Below are 15,696 nucleotides of genomic sequence, written 5' to 3'. Positions count from 1 at the left end.
GATCAGGTGCCCGTCCGCGCCACGAGCAGCAGCGCGTTCGGGCGCGTCCGTTTCGGCACCGGCAGGCAGCGGTCGAGGACCGACCCGACGCCGTAGGCGAAGGCGAGCGCCAGCGCCCAGGACCACGTCCGCCGGAAGAAGCGGTCGCGGCAGCGGACGGGGCTGACCTTGGCCATCCAGTGAATCAGCGAATCGTGCCGGTCCATGCCGATGGCATGGACCGCCTCGGCGGTGCAGCCCAAGGTTCCGGCCAGTGCCTCGAGAGCGGCGGGCGTCCACCACGTCAGATGGTGGGGCGGCGCGTTGATGACGAAGTTCGGGATCGTGGTGTTGGGCGAGGGCCAGAGCGGCGTCCCGATCAGAATCAGGCCGCCCGGCTTGACGCAGGCCGCCAGCGCCCGGGCGAATCCCAGCGGGTCCGCCACATGCTCGATGACCTGGAAGGCGCAGGCCACGTCGTAGACCGGACCGAGGCGCGCCGCGTGCGCCTCCACGGTCTCGGCGAGGATCGTCCCGGTCGGGTCCTCGGCGGAAAAATTCGGGTCGAGGCCGGTATAGGTGGCCTCCGGCACGTAGGCGCGGAAACCGCCGTGGCCGCAGCCCACGTCGAGCACCCGGGCACCCGACGGCACATGCGTGGCGGCCTGGCGGAACTCCAGGCGCTCCGTCTCCGGCCCGGCGAGCTTATCGTGCGCGGCGATCCGGCCGTAGAACGCCCGGTAGAAGGCCGCATCGCCAGCCACCGGCGGATCGAAGAAGATCAGCCCGGTCGGTGATTCCCAGAGCCGGAACGTCCCGGCGGGGCGCAGCAGCGGCCCGACATCGACGCGGCCGGAATAGTGCCAGAGCAGCGTCAGGAAGGCGGCGTCCAGGCGCTCGACGCAGCGCAGGGCGGGGGCACCGGTGATCGGGCAGGGTGGGATCGCTTGATCGGCCGAATACGCAGTGTCCGCCAAACCCGTCCTCGCTCGCTCTGCAGGCTCACATGGCCCGGTGGCGGTTCAGCGGCACAGTTTGGTGTGGCAGGTCAAGCCGAGGCGCAGCATGTCATGCGCGCACAAAAGAAAAGCGCCGCTTCGGATGAAGCGGCGCCCCAGAACGTGATGTCGACGTCTCAGTTGAACGTGTCGATCTCAGCCGACTCGTAGCTGGTGACTTCCATGCCGACGCAGATCTCAGACACGACGGGGGCGGACCAAGCCATGATTTCCTCCAAGTGAATTGACGCGATGGATTAAGAAGCCGCGAAGGCCGGAGCGTCGGGCGCTCCGAACCGTGAGCGACTTAGTTGAACGTATCGATCTCAGCCGACTCGTAGCTGGTGACTTCCATGCCGACGCAGATCTCGGACACGATCGGGGCGGACCAGGCCATGGCGTTTCTCCTCGCTGTTGGTGAGATCCATATAGGCAATATCTTGGACGCAATACAAGTGAGCACAACACTTATATTTCTCATAGGGTGGGTTGCTGGCCGGCGGGCCCACCCGTCCGTGGCCGCGCGGCCACCCGACGGAGCGTCGTTCGGCATCGGCTGCGGATGGGCGCTGTTTCGGCTTGACGGGCCTCTTGCTCGGGCGCACGACGCACCCGCGCGACGGCGTCTTCGACGGTGCCGCGTTCCCTTTCCAGCAGCGACCAGCGAAGCGACGTGCCCGACCGATCGTGCCTGCCGTGCCCGGCCCCGTGCCGTCATCCCGCCTGAGCCGCTGAGAGGCCTGGCCGCGGGGCGATCGACGCGGCGGCCGGCCACGGCCCTGACCTAGGATGACCGGCGACGCGTCGCCTCGTAACCCACGAGGCGAGGCCATGAACGAGATCGCGCCCTTCGACACGCGAGTCGATCCCTCCGTCTTGGCCGCACGTCTTTCGGACGAACGGGCGCCCGACATCGTCGAAGCGCTGAACGACGAGGCTCCGGAGGTTGCCGCCGCCATCCTGCTCGGTCTGCCGACGGAGCGGGCGATCGAGGTGCTGGACCAGCCGGAACTCGACTGCGCCGCCGACATCATCGAGATGCTGCCCCGGGACCGGGTGGCCGGCTACCTGTCGGGCATGTCGGCCGACCGGGTCACGGACGTGTTCCGCGAGATCGAGGAGCCCGGCCGCTCCGACCTGCGCGCGCGCCTCGACGCCGAGACACGCGGCGCCGTGGACCGGCTCTCGGCCTACGGCGAGGAGACCGTGGGCTCTCTGATGACCACGGAGTTCGTCACCGTGCCGGGCACCTGGACGGTGGGCCAGACCCTGGAGCACATCCGCCACGTGGAGAAGACCCGCGAGACGATCTACGCGATCTTCGTGCTCGACCCGCGCACTCGCGCGTTGACCAAGGCGGTGCCCCTGCGGCGGCTGATCTCGGGCGATCCGAGCGACAATGTCCTCAGCGTCGCGCCGGGACGCCGGCCCCTCGCCGTCTCGCCGACGGCCAGCCGCGAGGAGGCGGCCCGACTGATCTCGAAATACGATCTTCTCGCGCTGCCGGTGGTCGACGCGGTCGGGCACGTGATCGGCATCGTCACGGTCGACGACATGATCGACGCGATGATCGAGAAGCAGACGCAGGACGTGCAGCGCTTCGGCGGCATGGAGGCGCTGCCCGAGCCCTACATGGATATCGGCTTCTTCACGATGATCCGGAAGCGCGCCGGCTGGCTGTGCGCGCTGTTCCTGTCGGAGATGCTCACCGCCTCGGCCATGCAGGGCTTCGAGGGGGAACTGGAGAAGGCGATCGTCCTGACGCTGTTCATCCCGCTGATCATGAGTTCGGGGGGCAATTCCGGATCTCAGGCGACCTCGCTGCTGATCCGGGCGCTGGCCCTGCACCAGATCCGGCTGCGGGACTGGTGGCGGGTGGCCCTGCGGGAGCTGCCCACCGGGATCGTGCTCGGGGCGATCCTCGGGGTGATCGCGGTCATCCGCATCGTCGCGTGGCAGAAGTTCGGCCTCTACGATTACGGCGAGCACTGGCCGCTGGTGGCCGCAACGGTGGGCGCGGCGCTCGTCGGGATCGTGACCTTCGGATCGCTCGCCGGCTCGATGCTGCCCTTCCTGCTGCAGCGGATCGGCTTCGATCCGGCCACCGCCTCGGCGCCGTTCGTGGCGACGCTGGTCGATGTCACCGGGCTTGTCATCTATTTCTCGGTGGCCCTGCTGATCCTGCGCGGGACGCTGCTGTAGGGGGCGTCCGGTCCGGCAAGCCTCGGCAAGACTCGATCCCTCCCCCCGACCCTCTCCCGGACGGGAGAGGGGGCCTCTTGCGGCACCCTCGAAACGCCGGGGCGAACCAGCGGGCGGCGGCGCCGGTCAACCGGCCGCAGCCGCGGCGAGCCGCTTGCGCTGGACCTTGCCGTTGGGCGTGCGCGGCAGGGCGTCGAGGAAGCGGATTTCCCGCGGCCGCTTGTAGGCGGCGAGCCGCTCGGCGCACCAGGCCAGCAGGCCCTCCGCGTCGGGCTCGGCGTCCGGCTGGAGCACCACGAAACCGCAGATGACCGAGACGTCTGCCCGCACCGGCAGTTCGGCCACGCCGACCTCCGCCACGGACGGGTGGTCGGACAGCACCGCCTCGACCTCGTTGGGCGAGACCCGGTAGCCCATCGCCTTCATCAGGTCGTTGTTGCGGCCTTCGAACCAGAGGTAGCCATCCGCATCGAGCCGGGCGAGATCGCCGCCGACGAACCAGTCGCCCCGCATCACCTCGGCCTCTTCCTCGGGGCGGTTCCAGTAGCCGAGCATCAGCGCCGGCTCGGTCCGATGGACGGCGAGGAGGCCGCTCTCGCCGGCCGGCAGCGGGACCGGCTCGCCCTCGACGGGCAGGATCGCCACCCGCCGACCGGGCTGCGGCTTGCCCGGCGAGCCGGGACGGACGGGAATCGTCGGTCCGCTGGAGATGTAGGTCGAGATCTCGCTCATCCCGAGCGCCTCGTAGAGGGGCTTGCCGGTGGCCTGCCGCCAGGCATCGAGCAGCTCCACCGAGAGGGGCTCGCCCGCCGTGCAGCCGTGGCGCAGGCTCGACAGGTCCTGGGCGCCGAGGTCGCCGTATTTGAGGATCTGGCGGTAGAGCGTCGGGACGGCGGCGAACAGGGTCGCGCCGTACCGGGCGATCAGGCGCGGCCAGACGGCGGGATCGCGTGGACCGTTGTAGAGCACCGCCGTCGCGCCCACCGACCAGGGATCGCTCAAGCCGACGCCCAGCGTGTAGGTCCAGTTCATGGTGCCGGCATGCAGCATCACGTCGGATTCGGTGAGGCCGAGCCAGTGGTCGCGCATCGGCCGGCGGCCGTAGGTGGCGCGGTGGGCGTGGAGCACGCCCTTCGGCCGGCTCGTCGTGCCGGAGGTGTAGATCAGCATCGCCGGGTCGTCCGCGGCGGTGTCGGCGTAGGCCGGCAGGGGCAGCCCCGCCTTCATCCGCGCGATGGCGGCGGCGTCGAGCAGGAGGCGTCCGCCCAGGGCCTCGGGCGCGACCGTGCAGCCACCTCCGATCACCACCGCGGCGGCGCCGGAATTGTCCATGAGGAACGCCGCCTCGCCCGCGGTGAGCTGCGGCGAGGAGGGCAGGGCGACGAGGCCCGCCGCCAGGGCCCCGAAATAGACGAGGACGTAGTCGGCCTCGTTGCCCATGCGGATCATCACCCGGTCGCCGGGTTCCAGGCCGAGATCCAGCAGGCCCGCCGCGATGCCGCGCACCGCCCGCTCGACGTCGCCGAAACTCAGCCGCTCCGCGGTGCCGTCCCCGACCATCACGAGCGCCGTCTTGTCGGGGCGCAGGCGCGCATTCTCGGCCAGGCAGTACCGCGCGGCGTTGAACCGCGCGGGCGGATGACGGTCGTTGGCAAGGCTGTTGGGCACCGGGCGCTCCCCGTATTCGGGCTTTCGGCCGGGTGTCCCGCCTGCGCGGGCGGCCGTCAACCGCGGCCGCCCAGGCCTTTGCCTCCGGTCAGGTCCGCCGCTGCGCCTGGCCCTCCTGCTCTTCGAAGCCCTTGAGCATCTTGTCGAGGGTGAGCGGATAGTCCCGCACGCGGATCCCGGTGGCGTTGTAGATCGCGTTGGCGAGCGAGGCGCCGGCGCCGCAGATGCCGAGCTCGCCGAGTCCCTTGCTCTTCAGCGGGTTCGCCTTGTCGTCGAGTTCGGGCAGGAACACCGCGTCGATCGCCGGGAGGTCGGCGTGGACCGGCACATGGTACTCGGCCATGTCGTGGTTGACGAAGTAGCTGTAGCGCGGATCGACCACCGCATCTTCCATCAGAGCCGCCCCGACCCCGAAGGTCATGCCGCCGATCGCCTGACTGCGCGCCGTCTTGGCGTTGAGGATGCGCCCCCCGGTGAAGACGCCGAGCATCCGCCGCAGCCGGATCTCACCGGTATCGACATCGACCCCGACCTCGGCGAAGTGCGCACCGTAGGAGTATTGCGAGAACTTCTGCTTCATCTCGCCGGGCTTGATCTCACCGGCGGCCTCCATGCCCGACCGGGCGAGATCGGTCAGCGACTCCGTCCGGTTGCCCGAGGTCACCGCGCCGTCGCGGAACACCGCCCCGTCCGGATTAAGGTCGCCGGCCTTGAGCAGGGCCTGCCGGAGGTTGTCGCAGGCGACGTAGAGGGCAGAGCCCGCCGACGCAGCGCCGAACGAGCCGCCGGAACCCGAGGCGAAGGGAAAGTCGGTGTCGCCCATCTCGACGCGGACCCGCTCGGGCGGCAGGCCCAGCATCTCGCCGGCGATCTGGGTGAGGATCGTATAGGTGCCGGTGCCGGGATCGGTCATGGCCATGCGCACCACCAGCACGCCGTCCGGCCCGAGACGGACCTTGGCGGCGGAGGGCATCAGCGGGTTGAGGCGGGCGGCGGCCGACATGCCCATGCCGACGAGCCAGTTGCCGTCGCGGCGGCTGCCCGCCGCCTGCCGCTTGTCCCAGCCGAACAGGCGCGCCCCCTCGCGCATGCAGGGCACGAGCTGGCGGGTGGAGAACGGGACTTTCTTCTCGGGATCCTCGGCCGGCTCGTTGCGCACCCGCAGCTCGATCGGATCGACCTTCAGATGCTCGGCCAGCTCATCCATGGCGCACTCGAAGGCGAGCTGGCCCACGGCCTCGCCAGGGGCGCGCATCGACGAGGCGATGGGCATGTTGAGGTTCACGAGCCGATGGCGCGTGATCCGGTTCTGTGCCGCGTAGAGCGACCGGGTGACGTTGGCCGATGTCTCGAAGAACCCGTCGCCCTCGGCCGTGTCGGACCAGGATTCATGGCTGATCGCCGAGAGCCGCCCGTCCTGGTCGGCACCGAGCCTGATCCGCTGGATCGTGTCGGTCCGGTGGGTCCCGACGTGGAACTCCTGCTGCCGCGTGAGCGCGACCTTCACCGGGCGCTGGATCAGCTTCGAGGCCAGCACGGCGAGCGTCGCCTCCGGCTGAGCCTGGAGCTTCGAGCCGAAGCCGCCGCCGATATAGGGGCTCACGATCCGCACCTTTTCGGGCGGCAGCTTGAGCACCGAGCCGAGCGCCTTCTGACCGCGGTTCAGCATCTGGTTGGCGGTGTAGAGCACCACGCCGTCGCCCTCCCACGACGCGATCGTGGCGTGCGGCTCCATCTGCGCGTGGATCTGGTTGGGCGTGACGTATTCCACGTCGAGCTTCACCGGCGCGGCCGCGAAGGCGGCGTCGAAGTCGCCGAGCTTTGAATCCGGCGGCGAATTGACGGGCTTCGGCTCGTAGGCCGCCGCCAGGTTGTCCTTGAGCAGCCCCTTGGGCTTGGCCGCGTCGTAGCGGACCTTCACCAGCATCGCGGCGGCGCGGGCCTGCTCGAAGGTCTCCGCCACCACGAAGGCGACGGGCTGCCCATAGAACGTGACCTTCGTCCCCTGGAGTTGCGGCCAGACCTGCTCCTTCTTCTCGCCCTGCTCGGGGACGTTCTCGTGGGTCATGACCAGGATCGTGCCGGGCGCCCGGCGGGCGGTCTCGGCGTCGATCGACGTGATGGTGCCGGCCGCAATCGTCGCCGGCACGATGAAGCCGTAGGCGGGGTTCTTCAGCGCCCGGGTCTCGCACGCGTAAGGGGCGTGGCCCGTGACCTTGAGCTTCCCTTCGACGCGGTCGAGCGGCTTCCCGACGAGCCCGTCGGCGCGGTCGTCGAGGGGCGTCCGGCCGATCGGCTGGTTCATCTCCATGGGGACGGTCCTTGATCGGGGGGCTTAAGCGCGGGTCGCCTGCGCCACCACGGCGCGCAGGGTCCGCCGGGTCAGCGGAATCTTGAAGTCGTTGCTGCCATAGCCGCGGGCACCCTTCAGCACCGCGTCGGCGGCCTCATCCGCTGAGCCGGTCCGAACCAGGGCTTCTTCGGCCTCGGCCACCCGCCAGGGCTTGTGCGCCAGGCCGCCGAAGGCAAGCCGCGCCGCGCTCGGCTTGCCGCCCTCGGCGCCCGCGATCACCGCCGCCACCGAGACGGTCGCGAAAGCGTAGGACGCCCGGTCGCGGACCTTGCGGTAGATATGCATGCCGGCCACCGGCTTCGGCAGGGTCACGGCCGTGATGATCTCGCCCTTGCGCAGGTCGGTCTCGATCTGCGGGGTGTCGCCGGGGAGCTTGTGGAAGTCGGCGATCGGGATCCGTCGGGTCTGACCCGCCGGATCCATCGTCTCGACGGTGGCGTCGAGGGCCCGCATGGCGACAGCCATGTCGGACGGGTTGGTGGCGATGCAGGATTCGCTGGCGCCCACCACCGCCATGATCCGGTTGAACCCGCCGATCGCCGCGCAGCCCGAACCCGGCTCGCGCTTATTGCAGGGCATGGCCGTGTCGTAGAAATAGTAGCAGCGGGTCCGCTGAAGCAGGTTGCCGGCGGTGGTCGCCTTGTTGCGCAGCTGCCCCGAGGCGCCGGCCAGCAGAGCCTTCGCCAGGACGGCGTAGTCCTTCCGGACCCGCGGCTCCGCGGCAAGGTCGGAGTTGCGCACCAGCGCACCGATACGCAGGCCGCCCTCCTGCGTGGCCTCAACCTTGTCGAGGGGCAGCCGGTTCACGTCGATCAGCGTGGCCGGCGTCTCGATCTGCAGCTTCATGAGGTCGAGCAGGTTGGTGCCGCCCGCGATGAACTTGGCGTTCGGCCGCTCGGCCGCGAGCTTGGCCGCGTCCTGAACCGTGGCGGGACGCTCGTAGGTGAAAGCCTTCATGTCCGCCCCCTCAGAGGTTGCTGGCGGCGGTGTCGCGGATCGCCGCGACGATGTTCGGGTAGGCGCTGCAGCGGCAGATGTTGCCGCTCATCCGCTCGCGAATCTCGGCGTCACTGAGCGTCGGGGTCGAGGCGAGATCCTCGGTGACGTGGCTCGGCCAACCGGCCTTGGCCTCGTTCAGCATGCCGACCGAGGAGCAGATCTGGCCCGGCGTGCAGTAGCCGCATTGGAAGCCGTCATGTTCCAGGAAGGCGGCCTGCATCGGGTGAAGCTTCTCGCCGTCCGCGAGGCCCTCGATCGTGGTGACCTGATCGCCCTCGTGCATCGCCGCGAGCGTCAGGCACGCATTGATCCGACGCCCGTCCACCAGCACCGTACAGGCGCCGCACTGGCCGTGGTCGCAGCCCTTCTTGGTGCCGGTGAGAGCCAGATGCTCGCGCAGCGCATCGAGGAGCGTGGTGCGCGTGTCGAGGACGAGATCGTGCGGCTGCCCATTGATGGTGAGCCGTACCGGCATCGTCTGCGGGGCGGGATCTCCCGGCGCCGCCGCTGCGGGGGCCGGTCGGAAGCCGAGGGCGCCGAGCGCCCCGGCCGCCGCGCAGCCTTCCACCACGGCGCGCCGCGTCAGGGCGAACGGCTTCTTCGGAGTCGCGTCTGTCATGCTGCCATCCCGTCCGTGCGCCGCGCTCGACGGCGCGGCGCAACCTGGAATCCGGTGCGCCAACGTGCGGTCGTGCCGATTAGATCCAGTCCAGACTGCGCCCGTTCACCGCGGGCCGAGGTGGTCCGCTGGTCCATGGGCCGCCCTATCCGATCCGCGACGTGGGGGTAGAGAATCGGCCCACGGCCGCGCGGCAGGGCCGGGCGTGGCGCCTCCGGGCCGCCGCGCTCCGCTTGCAAAGGACGCGATCATCGGAACGCGTCGCACCGCCGGCGTTTGGGTAGATCGGAAAGCGTTTCCGGAGGCTCACCCCATGGCCGTCCCGACTTTGGCCCTGAACGACGGGCGTTGCATCCCGCAGATCGGCTACGGCTGCTGGCAACTCTCCGACGCTCAGGCGCCGGACCTCGTCGGCCGGGCGCTTCGGGCCGGCTACCGCCTGATCGACACCGCCGCCGCCTACGGCAATGAGGCGGGCGTCGGACGTGGCATCCGCGATGCGCAGGTGCCGCGCGCGGAGGTCTTCCTCACCACCAAGCTCTGGAACGACCGCCAGGGACGCGACGAGGCGCGGCGTGCCTTCGACGAGAGCCTGCAGCGGCTCGACCTCCCGTATGTTGATCTCTACCTGATCCATTGGCCGTGTCCGCAGCGGCGCCTGTTCGTCGAGACCTGGAAAACGCTGATCCAGCTCCGCGAGGAGGGGCGGGCCAAGTCGATCGGCGTCTCGAACTTCACAGCCGAGCACATCGCCACGTTGATCGGCGAGACCGGCGTGGCGCCTGCCGTGAACCAGATCGAGCTGCACCCGCATTTCCAGCGCAAGGCGCCGCGCGCGGACGACGCGCGTCACAGCATCGTGACCGAGTCCTGGAGCCCCCTCGGCCAAGGCAGGGAGCTGAACGACCCGGTCATCCTCGCGATTGCGAAGGCCCATGGGAAGACGCCCGCCCAGGTGGTGCTGCGCTGGCAGGTGCAGATCGGCTGCGTGGCGATCCCGAAGACCGCCCGGCCCGAGCGCATCCTCGAGAACATCGCGCTGTTCGATTTCGAACTCGGTGCCGGCGAGATGGAGGAGATCGCGGCCCTCGATCGCCCCGACGGCCGCATCGGCCCCGACCCGGCGTCCTTCTGCTGACCGGCATCCCTTCGGCGGCGCAGCGTAACATCGCGCCGCAAAAGATTTATGCTCACAGCTAGCATATCTGGACAGGCGCGTCCGGCGCCCATAAGTTAGACGGCACAATGCTCAAACTGAGCATAATGGAGGACGCCATGGCGGCGACCGTTGCACCCGTCTCCCGCACGCCCATCCCGGGCCTGCCGCTTCCGGATCTCTACGCCCGCGTCAGCCGGCACGTTCCCGCGATCGAGTGGCCGGCGCTCGCCCCCGACATCGAGGCGATCCTGCGCCTGAAGCGGGAGCGCAACGCCGTGATCCTGGCGCACAATTACCAGGCGCCCGAGATCTTCCACACGGTGGCCGACATCGTCGGCGACAGCCTCGCGCTCGCCCGCGAGGCGGTGAATGTCGACGCGGACGTGATCGTGCTGGCGGGCGTCCACTTCATGGCCGAGACCGCCAAGCTCCTGAACCCGGCCAAGACCGTGCTGATCCCCGACATGGGCGCGGGCTGCTCGCTGGCCGATTCGATCACGGCCGCGGACGTGCGCGGCCTGCGGGCGAAGTATCCGGGCGTGCCGATCGTGACCTACGTGAACACCTCGGCGGCCGTGAAGGCCGAGTCGGATTTGTGCTGCACCTCCGGCAACGCCGTCGCGGTGGTGAAGTCGCTGAATGCGCCCCGCGTGCTGATGATCCCGGACGAGTTCCTGGCGCAGAACGTCCAGGCCGAGATTCCCGAGGTCGAGATCCTGACCTGGGCCGGCCACTGCGAGGTGCACGAGCGCTTCACCCCGGCCGACATCCGCGAGGTCCGCGACAGCTATCCCGGCGTGACGGTGATCGCGCATCCGGAATGCCCGCCCGACGTGGTGGCCGAGTCCGACTTCTCCGGCTCCACCGCGATGATGATGGACTTCGTCGTGGATAAGCGGCCGAAGCAGGTGGTGCTCGTCACCGAGTGCTCGATGGCCGACAACATCGCGGCGCAGAACCCGGATATCGAGTTCATCAAGCCCTGCAACATGTGCCCGCACATGAAGCGGATGAGCTTGGCGAACATCCGCCGCGCGCTGGAGACGATGACCCACGAGGTCACGGTCGATCCGGCTTTGGCCGACCGGGCCCGGGCGGCCGTGGAGCGCATGCTCCAGGTGCGCACGCGATGAACGCCGTCTCGCCCAGCACCGCCGACCGCGTCGTCGTGGTCGGCGGCGGCGTCGCGGGGCTCAGCGTCGCGCTGCGTCTCGCGCCCCGGCCGGTGACGCTGGTCACCGCGTCGGCCCTGGGCCTCGGCACCGCCACCGGCTGGGCGCAGGGCGGCATCGCCGCCGCGGTCGGCGCCGATGACGCGGCGGAACTGCACGCCGCCGATACGGAAGCGGCCGGCGCCGGGCTGACCGAGTCCGACGTCGCGCTCCGCGTGGCTCAGGAAGGGCCGGGCCTGATCGATTGGCTGGTGCGGATCGGCGTCCCGTTCGACCGGACCGACGATGCCGCGCTCGCGCTCGGGCTTGAGGCCGCGCATGGCCGCCGCCGCATCGTCCGCTCCGGCGGCGACGCGACCGGGGCGCGCGTGCTCGAAGGGCTGGTGCGGGCCGTTCTCGCTGCGCCGTCCGTCGAGATCGTCACGGCGCGGGCCTGCGACCTGCTCCGGGACGCGCGCGGGTCCGTGGCCGGCATCGTCGCCGAGCGCGACGGTGCCCTGTTCCGCATCCCGGCCCGCGCCGTGGTGCTGGCCACCGGCGGCGTCGGCGCCCTCTACGCGGCGACCACGAACCCGCCCGGCGCCGTCGGCCGCGGTCTGGCGCTCGCCGCCCGGGCCGGTGCCGTCATGCGCGATATGGAGTTCGTGCAGTTCCACCCGACCGCCATCGCGGCCGGCGCCGACCCGATGCCGCTCGCCACCGAGGCCCTGCGCGGGGAGGGCGCCCGACTCATCGACGAGACCGGCGCACCCGTCATGGCCGGTATCGCCGGCGGCGATCTCGCCCCCCGCGACGTCGTCGCCCGCGGCATCTTCCAGGCGCTGCAGCGCGGCCGCACGGTCTATCTCGACGCCCGCGGTGCGCTCGGCGCCGCGATGCCGACGCGCTTCCCGACGGTGGCGGGACTTTGCGCCGCCGCCGGCATCGACCCGGCCGTGCAGCCGATCCCGGTCCGCCCGGCGGCGCACTACCATATGGGCGGCGTGAAGGTGGACGCGCACGGCGCCACGTCGGTGCCGGGCCTCTATGCCTGCGGCGAGGTCTCCTCCACGGGCCTGCACGGCGCCAACCGCCTCGCCAGCAATTCCCTGCTGGAAGGGCTCGCCTATGCCCGCTTCATCGCCGACGGGCTCGATGCGCCGCCGCCGGCGGCCATCGTGCCCCAGGCCGTGACCGCCCGCACCTCCGGTGACCTGACGGCGATCCGTGGCCTGATGGAGCGCCAGGTCGGGGTCGTGCGCGACGCCGCCGGCCTCGGGGGGGCGGTCGCCGCCCTGACGCCTCAGGCGGAATCCTGCGACGCCGCGCTGGTGGCGCTGCTGATCGCCCGCGGCGCGCTGGACCGCCAGGAGAGCCGCGGCGCCCATTGGCGCAGCGATCATCCGCATCTCGCAGCCGCGACCCATACCGAGACCACGCTGGCCGATCTCCGGGCGGCGCAGAGCGGCCGGACGGTCGCCGAGGAGGCCCTGACGCCATGACCCGATCGGTCTTCTCCGACGCGATCCTGCCCCTGCCGCGGCTCCTGGTGGAGCCGGTAGTGCGCGCCGCCCTGCTGGAGGATCTCGGCCGGGCCGGCGACATCACGACCGACGCCATCGTGCCCCCCGGCGAGCGGATGCGCGGCGTGATCGCCTCCCGCCAGGACGGCGTGATCTCCGGCACCGATGCCGCCGCCATCGCGTTCGCGCTGGTCGATCCGGCCGTCACCGTCACGGTCGAGCGCGGCGACGGGGCCCGCGTCGCACCGGGCGACGTGGTGCTGCACCTCGAGGGGCCGGCCCGCGCCATCCTCACCGCCGAGCGCGTCGCCCTGAACCTGCTCTGCCGGATGTCGGGCGTCGCCACGGCCACCCACGGCCTCGTCGAGGCGGCCCGCCCGCACGGCAAGGCCTCGATCGTCTGCACCCGCAAGACCACGCCGGGCCTGCGCGCCCTGGAGAAGCACGCCGTGCGCGCGGGTGGGGGGTCGAACCACCGCTTCGGCCTCGACGATGCCGTGCTGATCAAGGACAACCACGTGGCGGTGGCGGGCGGCATCGTGCCGGCCATCAAGCGCGCCCGCGCCCGGGCCGGCCATCTCGTGAAGATCGAGTGCGAGGTCGACAGCCTGGAGCAACTGGAGGAGGCCCTTTCGGTCGGGGTCGACGCGGTGCTCCTCGACAATATGGGGCCCGATCAGCTCACCCGCGCGGTGGCGATGATCGACGGACGCGCGCTCTCCGAGGCGTCGGGCCGGATCACCCGCGAGACGGTGGGGGCGGTCGCGGCCTCGGGCGTCGACCTGATCTCCTGCGGCTGGATCACCCACTCGGCGGCGATCATCGACCTGGGTCTCGACGCGGCCTGAATGGGCGACCTCCGGGGCGCAACGGAGATCCGCCGTCGGGCAGGGCTCGAAGATCATCACGTTCGGGTGACAAGTCTTCGTCATCAGCGCGGCTGAGACACCCGAAGTCTATCGCCGCGCGACCGACTCGCTAAGGTTTCGCCCAACCGCGACGCCATCGACCGGACGTGACCGTGAGCCAAGCCCTGCCCTCCGCGGCTGCCCCGGCGGTCGATCTTCCGGCGGCGCCGGTGGCGCGCAAACCCGGTGCCGTCCGACATGGGCCCGGCGCCGCGCTGATGCTGGGCGCGCTGGGCGTCGTGTACGGCGACATCGGCACGAGCCCGCTCTACGCGTTCAAGGAGGCTGTGAAGGCGGCGACCGCCGGCGGGGCCGCGGTGCCGGCGGCGGCCACGGGGGCGGTGTCGCTGATCCTGTGGTCGCTGATCCTGATCGTGTCGCTGAAATACGCGGTGCTGATCCTGCGCGCCGACAACCGCGGCGAGGGCGGCATTGTCGCCATGCTGGCGCTGCTCGGCGCCCGGCAGGCCCGGCCGGGCACGGGGAAGGCGCTGCTTCTGGTGGTCGGTCTGGTGGGGGCGGCGCTGCTCTACGGCGACGGCGCGATCACCCCGGCGATCTCGGTCCTGTCGGCGATCGAGGGCGTGAAGGTCGATGCGCCGGCGCTCGGCCCGTACGTGGTGCCGATCACGCTCGTCATCCTCGTCGGGCTGTTCCTGGTCCAGCACAAGGGCGTGGCCGCCATCGGCCGCGTGTTCGGGCCCGTGATGCTCGTCTGGTTCGTCGTCCTCGTCCTGCTCGCGATCCCCAGCATCCTGCGCACGCCGGAAATCCTGGCGGCGGCCAACCCGTTGCGGGCGGTGGACTTCCTCGTCCATGCCGGCTGGCATGTCAGCTTCCTGATGCTGGGCGCGGCCTTCCTGGCGGTGACCGGCGGCGAGGCGATGTATGCCGATCTCGGCCATTTCGGCGCCCCCGCGATCCGCTTCGCGTGGTTCGGTCTCGTGCTGCCGGCGCTGTTGATCCACTATTGCGGGCAGGGCGCCCTGATCATCGCCGATCCCGGTGCGATCGAGAATCCGTTCTATCGGCTCGCCCCCGACTGGGCCCATTATCCGCTGGTCGCCCTGGCCACGATGGCGACCGTCATCGCCTCGCAGGCGGTGATCTCGGGCGTCTATTCGTTGACCCAGCAATCGATCCAGCTCGGCTTCATGCCGATGATGCGGGTCGTCCACACAGACCGGGACGAGCGCGGTCAGATCTATGTGCCGGCGGTGAACTGGCTCCTGGCCGCAGCGACCCTCACGGCGGTGGTGGTGTTCGGCTCCTCCGACGCCCTCGCCGGCGCCTACGGCATCGCGGTCTCGGCCCTGATGGGCATCACCACCCTGCTCGCCGCGCTCATCGCGCTGCGCTGGGGCTACAATCCGATCCTGGTCTTCGCGGTCAACGGCGCCTTCCTCACCCTCGACGCCGTGTTCTTCGCCGCCAACAGCGTGAAGCTGTTCGAGGGCGGCTGGTTTCCGCTGCTGCTGGCCGCCGCGGTCGCCTTCCTGATGCTGACATGGATGACGGGCAACCGCGTTCTCGAATCCGTCCGCCAGACCATGCGGATGTCCGAGGCGACCTTCCTCGCCCGCCTGACCTCGCACCCGCCGGTGACGCTCCCGGGCACCGCGGCCTTCCTGACCGCCGCCACCGATGGCATCCCGATGGCCCTCGGCCGTCTGCTGGAGCGCAGCCGGTGCCTCCACGAGCGGATCCTCCTGATCACCGTCGTCTACGAGGAGGAGCCGGTCATTTGCGCCGCCGAGCGGGCGCAGGTGACGCTGGTTGCGCAGGGCATCCGCAAGGCGATCTCGAAGTTCACGCCCGGCATGGAACGCGTCGTCCTGCGGTACGGCTTCATGCAAACCGCCTCGATCCCCGAGGGGCTGCGATGCGCCGTGGCGAGCGGCCTCCTGCCTCCGGAATACCTCGAGGACATCACCTACTTCGTGGGCCACGAGGTGGTCATCCCGTCGCCGACCCATCCCGGCATGGCGCCCTGGCGGGAGGCGATGTTCAGCTTCATGAAGCGCAATGCCGAGCGCACCGGCGCCCATTTCGGCCTGCCGACCCGGCAGATCGTCGAGGTGGGAACCGAGATCGAGATTTGAACCGGGGCCCTGAACAGGGCCGCGCCGCGGCACGC

The 15,696-nt window shown here is 70.4% G+C and carries 13 protein-coding genes; 6 read left to right on the top strand and 7 right to left on the bottom strand.

The features are described from left to right. Positions 1-2 precede the first annotated feature (2 nt). The 3 genes from PQI07_RS05620 to pqqA (PQI07_RS05610) form a co-directional block, all read right to left on the bottom strand. Entirely contained in the window at positions 3-956 is a 954-nt protein-coding gene (locus tag PQI07_RS05620; protein ID WP_182591179.1) for a class I SAM-dependent methyltransferase, read from the bottom strand. Positions 957-1,114: 158 nt separating this feature from the next. Continuing rightward, positions 1,115-1,204, bottom strand: coding sequence for a pyrroloquinoline quinone precursor peptide PqqA (gene pqqA, locus PQI07_RS05615; RefSeq protein ID WP_007559225.1), 90 nt, complete (start codon positions 1,202-1,204; stop codon positions 1,115-1,117). An 80-nt stretch (positions 1,205-1,284) separates the two neighbouring features. Next, positions 1,285-1,374, bottom strand: a complete 90-nt coding sequence (gene pqqA / locus PQI07_RS05610) for a pyrroloquinoline quinone precursor peptide PqqA (RefSeq protein ID WP_007559223.1) — start codon at positions 1,372-1,374, stop codon at positions 1,285-1,287. A gap of 434 nt (positions 1,375-1,808) precedes the next feature. Here pqqA (PQI07_RS05610) and mgtE point away from each other — a divergent pair, with 434 nt between their 5' ends. Beyond that, the gene (gene mgtE / locus PQI07_RS05605) at positions 1,809-3,179 is read left to right on the top strand and encodes a magnesium transporter (protein ID WP_043387512.1); all 1,371 of its coding nucleotides are present in this window, start codon (positions 1,809-1,811) and stop codon (positions 3,177-3,179) included. A gap of 126 nt (positions 3,180-3,305) precedes the next feature. On the opposite strand, the gene PQI07_RS05600 is transcribed toward mgtE, so the two are convergent. The 4 genes from PQI07_RS05600 to paoA all read right to left on the bottom strand — a co-directional run bounded on the left by PQI07_RS05600 (position 3,306) and on the right by paoA (position 8,818). Next, on the bottom strand, positions 3,306-4,847 hold the full coding sequence (locus tag PQI07_RS05600; protein ID WP_274926230.1) for an acetate--CoA ligase: 1,542 nt from the start codon (positions 4,845-4,847) through the stop codon (positions 3,306-3,308). Positions 4,848-4,935: 88 nt separating this feature from the next. Then, positions 4,936-7,158 (bottom strand): xanthine dehydrogenase family protein molybdopterin-binding subunit, encoded by a 2,223-nt coding sequence (locus PQI07_RS05595; protein WP_274926229.1) that lies wholly within the window; start codon positions 7,156-7,158, stop codon positions 4,936-4,938. 24 nt (positions 7,159-7,182) lie between these two features. Beyond that, positions 7,183-8,157 (bottom strand): FAD binding domain-containing protein, encoded by a 975-nt coding sequence (locus PQI07_RS05590; RefSeq protein ID WP_043353832.1) that lies wholly within the window; start codon positions 8,155-8,157, stop codon positions 7,183-7,185. Positions 8,158-8,167: 10 nt separating this feature from the next. Next, positions 8,168-8,818, bottom strand: coding sequence for an aldehyde dehydrogenase iron-sulfur subunit PaoA (paoA, locus tag PQI07_RS05585; protein ID WP_274926228.1), 651 nt, complete (start codon positions 8,816-8,818; stop codon positions 8,168-8,170). Positions 8,819-9,131: 313 nt separating this feature from the next. Between paoA and PQI07_RS05580 the strand changes: the two genes are divergently transcribed. The 5 genes from PQI07_RS05580 (at position 9,132) to PQI07_RS05560 (ending at position 15,661) form a co-directional block, all read left to right on the top strand. Then, positions 9,132-9,956 carry an aldo/keto reductase gene (locus PQI07_RS05580; protein ID WP_274926227.1) on the top strand — a complete coding sequence of 275 codons (825 nt, stop codon included), beginning with the start codon at positions 9,132-9,134 and terminating at the stop codon, positions 9,954-9,956. 137 nt (positions 9,957-10,093) lie between these two features. Continuing rightward, on the top strand, positions 10,094-11,110 hold the full coding sequence (gene nadA / locus PQI07_RS05575; protein WP_274926226.1) for a quinolinate synthase NadA: 1,017 nt from the start codon (positions 10,094-10,096) through the stop codon (positions 11,108-11,110). After that, on the top strand, positions 11,107-12,630 hold the full coding sequence (locus PQI07_RS05570; RefSeq protein WP_274926225.1) for an L-aspartate oxidase: 1,524 nt from the start codon (positions 11,107-11,109) through the stop codon (positions 12,628-12,630). The genes nadA and PQI07_RS05570 overlap by 4 nt, the downstream gene beginning before the upstream one ends. Next, positions 12,627-13,499 (top strand): carboxylating nicotinate-nucleotide diphosphorylase, encoded by an 873-nt coding sequence (gene nadC, locus PQI07_RS05565; RefSeq protein ID WP_274926224.1) that lies wholly within the window; start codon positions 12,627-12,629, stop codon positions 13,497-13,499. The genes PQI07_RS05570 and nadC overlap by 4 nt, the downstream gene beginning before the upstream one ends. 173 nt (positions 13,500-13,672) lie before the next feature. Continuing rightward, the gene (locus PQI07_RS05560; RefSeq protein WP_446720941.1) at positions 13,673-15,661 is read left to right on the top strand and encodes a potassium transporter Kup; all 1,989 of its coding nucleotides are present in this window, start codon (positions 13,673-13,675) and stop codon (positions 15,659-15,661) included. The last annotated feature ends 35 nt before the right edge of the window (positions 15,662-15,696 follow it).

The organism is Methylobacterium sp. 092160098-2 (assembly GCF_028920805.1).
GTDB lineage: Bacteria > Pseudomonadota > Alphaproteobacteria > Rhizobiales > Beijerinckiaceae > Methylobacterium > Methylobacterium fujisawaense.
This window is presented reverse-complemented; position numbering and strand designations above follow the sequence as displayed.

Bases quoted from the DNA above. Each gene is read 5' to 3' on its own strand.
- pqqA (WP_007559225.1), bottom strand. From the start codon at position 1,204: ATGGCTTGGTCCGCCCCCGTCGTGTCTGAGATCTGCGTCGGCATGGAA.
- pqqA (WP_007559223.1), bottom strand. From the start codon at position 1,374: ATGGCCTGGTCCGCCCCGATCGTGTCCGAGATCTGCGTCGGCATGGAA.
- mgtE (WP_043387512.1), top strand. From the start codon at position 1,809: ATGAACGAGATCGCGCCCTTCGACACGCGAGTCGATCCCTCCGTCTTG.
- PQI07_RS05595 (WP_274926229.1), bottom strand. From the start codon at position 7,158: ATGGAGATGAACCAGCCGATCGGCCGGACGCCCCTCGACGACCGCGCC.
- PQI07_RS05590 (WP_043353832.1), bottom strand. From the start codon at position 8,157: ATGAAGGCTTTCACCTACGAGCGTCCCGCCACGGTTCAGGACGCGGCC.
- paoA (WP_274926228.1), bottom strand. From the start codon at position 8,818: ATGACAGACGCGACTCCGAAGAAGCCGTTCGCCCTGACGCGGCGCGCC.
- PQI07_RS05580 (WP_274926227.1), top strand. From the start codon at position 9,132: ATGGCCGTCCCGACTTTGGCCCTGAACGACGGGCGTTGCATCCCGCAG.
- nadA (WP_274926226.1), top strand. From the start codon at position 10,094: ATGGCGGCGACCGTTGCACCCGTCTCCCGCACGCCCATCCCGGGCCTG.
- PQI07_RS05570 (WP_274926225.1), top strand. From the start codon at position 11,107: ATGAACGCCGTCTCGCCCAGCACCGCCGACCGCGTCGTCGTGGTCGGC.
- nadC (WP_274926224.1), top strand. From the start codon at position 12,627: ATGACCCGATCGGTCTTCTCCGACGCGATCCTGCCCCTGCCGCGGCTC.